Raw genomic sequence first — 6,654 nt, 5'->3', positions numbered from 1 at the left:
GAGGGGGGTGGCCCGATGGCCTGGCGATGGCTCTGGCCTCGTGCCGTGATCCTGGATCAGGGTTGCGGGTGCTGCAACGCCGGTGGTGGATGGCCTGCCCCGTCGTTTCCAGCCAAGACCGCTGAGCGGAACGTCCATCAGGATTGACTCGCCCTGCGTCTCCTCTCCCTGATGACGGGTGCCTCCCTGGTTGGGCCCGAATCCCAGGCCAATCCCGATTCCAGCCCGGATCGGCGCGTGGTGTCGATCCTCCACACCAACGACATGCACTCCAACGTGGTGGGGGTGGGTCCGCTGCGGGATTACACGCCGCTGCAGACCGGCAACGACGCCACAAGAGGGGGCTATGCCCGCCTCGGAGCCCTGATCGCCGAGCGCCGGCGCGAGCTCGAACCGCGCGGGCCCGTGCTGGTGCTTGACGCCGGCGATTTCTCCATGGGCACCGCCGTGGCGGCGGCCTGTCGTGAGCTGGGGGCGGAGCTGCAGCTGATGGGGGCGATGGGCTACGACGCCACCACCTTCGGCAACCACGAGTTCGACCTGGGGCCCGACGGCCTCGGCCAGGCGATCGCCCAAGCGGTGGCGGCCGGTCCGGTGCCGGCCGTGGTGGCGTCCAACAGTGATCTGGGGGCCAGGGACGACCGGCTGCTGGACCTGCAGCGGCTGGCCCAGGCGGGGGTGATCCGCCCCTCCGCCGTGATCGAGCGCGGTGGCCTGCGCATCGGGCTGATTGGCCTGATCGGCTACGACGCCTTCAAGTACGCCGCCGATCCGGGCGCGGTGACCTTCGCCGATCCGATCGAGACGGCCCGATCCCTGGCCCGGGAGCTGAAGCAGCGCCAGAGGGTGGACATGGTGGTGGCCCTCAGCCACGGCGGCGTGATCCGCGGCCCCGAGGGCCGCTTCGACCGCGGTGAGGACGTCGCCCTGCTGGAGCAGGCGCCCGAGATCGATGTGGTGATCGGCGGGCACACCCACACCCGCCTGGAGCAGCCCCTCCTGGTGGGGGGACGACCGGCGGTGCAGAGCGGCCGCTATGGCGAGCACCTGGGTGAACTGGTGCTGGAGCTGGAGGAGGGCCAGGTGTCGGTCCGCTCCTACCGGCTGATCCCCGTGGATGACCAGGTGCGGGGCGATGCCGCCATCCAGGCACGGGTGGAGGAGTTCCTGCGCCGGTCCGGCGAGGCGGCTTTCGCCTCGCGCGGTTATGCCACCACCCAGCCGCTGGTACGGATCGAGGAGGACTGGCCGATGAACTACGCCGATGTGGCGGGCGGTACGCCGCTGGCGAACCTGTTCACCGACGCCCTGCGGCAGGCCACCGGCAGCGCCATCGCCTTCACCGCCAACGGCATCATCCGGGCTGGGCTGATCCACGGCAAGAGCGGCATTCAGACCGTCTACGACGTGTTCGCTCTGGCACCGCTCGGCGCTGGCGTCGTGGACGACACGGCCGGCAGCGCCCTGGTGACGGCCTGGTTCACGGCGGCCGAACTGAAGAACCTGCTGGAGTTCTTCCTCGTCGATGATCCCAACCATCCCGGCGAATACTTTCCGCGCGTCTCCGGTCTGCGCTTCACCTACGACCCCGGCCGTCCCCGCTTCGATCAGGTGGTGGGCCTGGAGCTGGGGGATCTGCAGCGGGGCTACCGGCCGCTTGATCTGGCCTCCGCCGATCTGCTCAGTTTCTCCACCAGCCTCTACGTGGGGGTGATCGTGGCCGCCATCCCCCGGCTCAGCAAGGGGGCTCTGAGCCTGCAGCCGAAGCTGGCTGATGGTTCTCCCCTCACCAACCGCACCGAGGCGATCGCCGATCCCCGCGCCTCCAGCGGCCCCTACGTGCTGCCTGCGGGGGCCAGCCTCGATCGGGCCAGCACGGCCCTGGATGCCGCCCAGCGGGAGATCAAGGAATGGCAGGCGGTGATGGATTTTCTGCGCCAGAGGCCCGACCGTGGACCTGATGGGCTGCCCCTCCTCCGCAAGGACGGCCACTGCTTTGAACAGCGGGCCATCCGCGTGTAGGGCACGGTGCGTCCGAGCCTCGGTGCGCTGCAGCCGATGATGGGGCAGCCGGAGGTGGATCGCCCATGCGCCCCGTTCTTCGCTGGCCCGGTCGGTTCCTGGCCAGCCTCGCTCCGCTGATCGCCACCGCCACCGCCACCGCCACTGCAACTGCCACCGCCACCGCCACTGCCACTGCCACCGCGACAGCGGCCATGGCTGCACCGCGCCAGCCCGTGCTGGAGAACACGGTCTGGCGGCTGGTGGAGATCCGCCCGATCGACTCCAGCCAGCCTGAGCAGCGTCCGCAGGATCCCTCCCGCTACACCCTCAGCCTCCAGAGCGAAGGGCGCGCTGCGCTGCAGCTCGACTGCAACAGGGCCAGCGGCAGCTGGAGCCTGCAGCCCAACGACGATCCGGTCAGCGGCAGCTTCCGCTTCGGTCCCCTCGCCAGCACCAGGCGCCTGTGCCCGCCGCCGTCGCTCGGGGATGGCCTGGGGGTCCAGCTGGCGGGCGTGCGCGGCTACCGGCTGCTTGGACGCCTGCTGAGCCTGGAGGCTGAGGCCGCTGAGCTGCTGTGGGAGCCCGTGCCCAGCGCGGAGCTGCGCTACCGCGCCACTCCCGATGCCGCCCTGGAGGCTGCCCTTGGTGCCTTCCTCGGCCCCACCCCGGTGGCTGGGGTGCGGACGCGCTACGTGCATGCCGCCATCGACCTCAACGCCGACGGCCGTGAGGAACGGGTGGTGTATCTGATGGGTCCCGCCGTCTGCGGCACGGGGGGCTGCAACCTGCAGCTCTACCGCTCCACCCCGCGCGGCACCGTGCTGCTGGCCGACTTTCCCACCAGCCGCCTGCCCCTGGTGGTGAGCGAGGCGCGCAGCCACGGCTGGCGTGATCTCTGGCGGCTGCAGTCGGGCGGCGGCGCTCCGGCCACCTACGTGCGGCACGTCTTCGATGGCAGCCGCTACCAGGAGCGGGAACGCCTCCCGGCAGACGCGGGCCCACCCGAGGGGATCACCGTGCTCTCCGGCAACCCCAGCCTCGAGGATGGGGTTCCCCTGGCGCCCCAACCGTAGGGGCCCATGGCTGCACCGCTGGTCGGCGTCAGGGGGCTGCGGGCCTGCTGTTCGCTGTGATCGCGGTGTTCAGGAGAGCTTGATGTAACAGGGCTTACTTCGGCTCGCCTCATGCATGACAACTTGGACGCCAAAGCCCTTGAAGGATGGTTGGACGACTTTGGTGCGTCTGTGGATGCGACACGACGCTGGGGTTGAAGTTGGGGCCTGTTGATTGACACTCTCAAGCTGCCGGTGGTTCGCTCCGCATGGAGTGCAACCTCGGATCCACACCTTCGAGACGAATCTGCCCCTTGTCCAGCAGGTGACGCTTCTGGCGGCCTCGCATCGCGAGAGGCCGATGGCTGGCGCCATCCTGCGTGCCACGCCGCTAGGACTGTGGGCATGAAGGTGGCGGGGATGCAGGAGGGTGAGGTGACCCGGGCGATGGCCCCCCGCCCTGAACCCCGCCGACTTCGGCTGTTGGCATGGTCGCTCCTGGGATTCGGCGTGGCGGGCGGCCTCCTGGTTCCGGCTCCCGTGGTGGCCGGGTCAGACCTGGATGAAGCCACCCTGGAAGCCATCCGCCGGGTTGTTGATCCCGCCCAGCGGGCCTCCCTGCTGCTCGATGCCGTGGAAGCCTGTCACCCGGCGCAGCCCTGCCAGGAGGAGGCAACCGAACGGCTTGCTGAGATCGCTGTCGCCATTCGCCGGGTCTCCGAGCGTTTCCGGAAGGTGGAACTGTTGCTTCGCCTCGCCCGCCTGCAGGGTCAGCTGGACAGGCCCCTGCAGGCAGCCACCACCCGAGCCGAGGCCGTTGCACTGGCCGCAGTGGCCGACGGTGCGGAGCGCGGTGCCCTGCTGCTCAAAGTGGGTCTGGCGGCGGAAGATCAGGACGAGCCTGACCAGGGCGAGACGCTGCTGGCGGAAGGGGTCCGAACCCTGGACCCCTCATCCCCACCCAGTCCGGCGTTCCCGTTCAGGCCATTGCCTGCCAAGGTCAAACTCGGGTTCGCCCTGAGTGGCACCACGTTCCGGGACGACACGGCACTGGGCGCCATCAACGTGGATTATTACAAGCAGGGTCAGCGCGAAGATCTGGAACTCGATCTTGCCGCTGCATTGAGCTATGACAGCAGCCGCAGTGAGAACACCTTCAGGCCGAATGGCCTGGGGGTTCTGGTCTTCCGTCGCCATCTTGATGCCAAGTGGAATCTCTTCTTCGCCCAGCTGGCCACGGTGAACAACGAAACTTTCGCCTCCCGAAATGATGACAATGACCTCTCCGTGATCACGGCCTCCTTGGTTGGGGTTGGCATGAATCTCTGGCGTGGAGAGAAGCCGTCGTCATTTGCCGAGGTTCAGCTTGGGGCTGGACTTCGTTATGAATATGAAGAGCTTGACTCGGAAAAGCTTGTCAATCAGATTGCCCCCAATCTTTCGTTGATTCTTCGTGCTCGCGAGCTCAAGCTTGGCAGAGTCCGTCTGAATCAAACCCTGTCGATCGGCAGCCTCATGGACGAGTGGAGCAATGCCTTCATCTGGTCCGTTACCTCGATTCAACTCCCACTCACCGAGCGTTGGTCTTGGACCAACACACTCTTGCTGCGCTATCGCACCAAGCCGGTGGCCAGTGATGACCCCAGCCTGAATGCGAGCTTTGCAACCGGTCTTTCGTACACCTTCTGAGAATCATGTTGATGTGGGTGGCAACCATTCTTAAGTGGTTTCGATTGATGGCTGCCAGGCGATTCTGGACTTCGCTGCTGCTGGTCCTGCTCCTCACGGCTGGGTTGGGTGGGCGGGCAGTAGCTCAGATCATCCCGGATCTGACGGCCATCGAGAACTCGGTGACATCACAGGAATTCATCCCTGTATTCACCCAGGGTAATATTGAAACATCGCCCATCTTTCTTGATGGCCGTATTGTCGGCCTTGTTCCTGGTTACATCAGTATCCGCGCCGATCCCAGTATGGATGCGGCGCGGAGTGAGTTGACTGCCTCGGAGCGTTCGCATGTCATCCATAGTCGTCTGGAGAAATACCTCTCGGCCCTGGAGAAGTACACCAAGCGACGACTCCTGAGTCGTGGGGTCTCTGATCTCAATGCCCAGAGGCGCGATCTGGATCGCCTGCTCAATGTGTTCGTGGAGGAGTCTGCCGATGGCCCCCGCGTGATGGTGGCGTTCCCCAGAAATGATCCCCCGGAACTGCTGTACACCATCACGCCCGCAGACGTGGCGCGGGTGAGGCTGGACAGCTCCGAGCCGACGGCGATCGCCCTTCGCGCCGCCCAGGTGGCCAAGTCGGCCCTGCTTCGGGGCTGGGAAGAGCTTCAGCCTCCCTTTCGCCGGGCGGCTCTGCGACGTGCCCTGATCACGCTGTTGCTGATCGGCGGCATCAGTGCCCTGGTTTTGTTCGGCCAGACGCGCCTCAGGCGTCACCACACGATCCTGTTGACACGACTGCAGGGAACTTCAGGCGGCGGCCCCGATTCTTCGGAACCCGGCCGCGGATTCAGAAAGGTTCCGTTGCTGAAGCGGGTCAACCTGCGCCACCAGATCAGCCTGATCAGCTTCTACCGCTCCTCTCTGTACTGGGGCCAGTGGCTGCTCTGGGCCGCTGGGGTCGGCTACATCGCAGGACTGTTTCCCCAGACCCGTCCGTTTCGAAACTGGCTGATCGGGGTGTCGGTGCGGGGCTATCTGGGTGGAAATGACCCGGTCCCAGTCGGTTGGGCCCCCCTCGACTGGATGTTCACCCTCGGCAGAGAAGCCACGATCGGCCTGCCGGTATTGATTTTGTTGCTGGTACTGATGACCCGCATCTCCATCCGTGCCGGCAATCTTCTGTGTGATCTCTATGTGAAGGAGTGGATGCAGAGCCAGGAGGGCGATCGCAATCAGCTGCGTGCGCCCACGCTGGCACGGGCGCTGAAGGGATGGATTGCCGTGGGTGTGTATCTGATCCTCGGCATGGTGGTGATCTACCAACTGCATCGGCTCGGGGCTGTGACCCAGGCCGTGGCGGTGTTCCTGGGTTTTCTGAGCTTTGCCTTGTCCCTGGCGTCGCAGAACCTGCTCAAGGACCTGATCGGAGGATTCCTGATCCTGCTGGAGGATCAGTATGCTGCCGGTGATGTGGTGATCATCGGTGACCAGGCCGGCTTGGTGGAGCAGGTGGGTTTGCGGGTGACTCAGCTCAGGAATCTTGACGGCGAGCTGATCACCATCCCCAACGGCGTGGTTTCCACTGTTCGCAATCTTTCCAGTAACTGGTCACGGGTCAACTACGCCATTCAGGTGGATGTGGCAGAAGATGCCGATCGTGTGATGGACATCATGAATGCTGAGGCGCAGGCTCTCGCCGAGGATCCGGACTGGCGAGACAGGATTCTGGAGGCACCGGAGATTCTCGGTATTGATGAAATCACCCATCAGGGCATGTTGATCCGCATGCTGATCCGCACCCGGCCCCTCGAGCAGTGGTCGGTGGGTCGTGAGTACAGGAGGCGTCTCAAGAAGGCGCTGGATGCGGCCGGTATCGCCGTGGGCGTGCCGCACCTGGAGGTGCAGGGCCTGGAGCCCCCCCGCTGAGG

At 65.7% G+C, this 6,654-nt stretch carries 4 protein-coding genes; all 4 read left to right on the top strand.

Annotated elements, in window-relative coordinates; genetic code table 11:
• The first annotated feature begins 171 nt into the window (after positions 1-171).
• The 4 genes from ACLD7X_RS10600 (at position 172) to ACLD7X_RS10585 (ending at position 6,652) form a co-directional block, all read left to right on the top strand.
• Positions 172-2,022 (top strand): bifunctional metallophosphatase/5'-nucleotidase, encoded by a 1,851-nt coding sequence (locus tag ACLD7X_RS10600; protein ID WP_411423602.1) that lies wholly within the window; start codon positions 172-174, stop codon positions 2,020-2,022.
• A gap of 65 nt (positions 2,023-2,087) precedes the next feature.
• On the top strand, positions 2,088-3,077 hold the full coding sequence (locus ACLD7X_RS10595; RefSeq protein ID WP_411423601.1) for an META domain-containing protein: 990 nt from the start codon (positions 2,088-2,090) through the stop codon (positions 3,075-3,077).
• A 462-nt stretch (positions 3,078-3,539) separates the two neighbouring features.
• Entirely contained in the window at positions 3,540-4,745 is a 1,206-nt protein-coding gene (locus ACLD7X_RS10590) for a DUF481 domain-containing protein (protein ID WP_412006842.1), read from the top strand.
• A 305-nt stretch (positions 4,746-5,050) separates the two neighbouring features.
• Positions 5,051-6,652, top strand: a complete 1,602-nt coding sequence (locus ACLD7X_RS10585; protein WP_412006843.1) for a mechanosensitive ion channel family protein — start codon at positions 5,051-5,053, stop codon at positions 6,650-6,652.
• Positions 6,653-6,654 lie beyond the last annotated feature (2 nt).

It is taken from the genome of Aphanothece microscopica RSMan92, assembly GCF_046613545.2.
Lineage (GTDB): Bacteria > Cyanobacteriota > Cyanobacteriia > PCC-6307 > Cyanobiaceae > NIES-981.
The sequence above is the reverse complement of the archived record's forward strand: the minus strand, read 5'-3'. Positions and strand labels throughout refer to the sequence as shown.

Excerpts from the sequence above, each read along its gene's own strand:
- ACLD7X_RS10600 (WP_411423602.1), top strand. The coding sequence starts at position 172 with ATGACGGGTGCCTCCCTGGTTGGGCCCGAATCCCAGGCCAATCCCGAT.
- ACLD7X_RS10595 (WP_411423601.1), top strand. The coding sequence starts at position 2,088 with ATGCGCCCCGTTCTTCGCTGGCCCGGTCGGTTCCTGGCCAGCCTCGCT.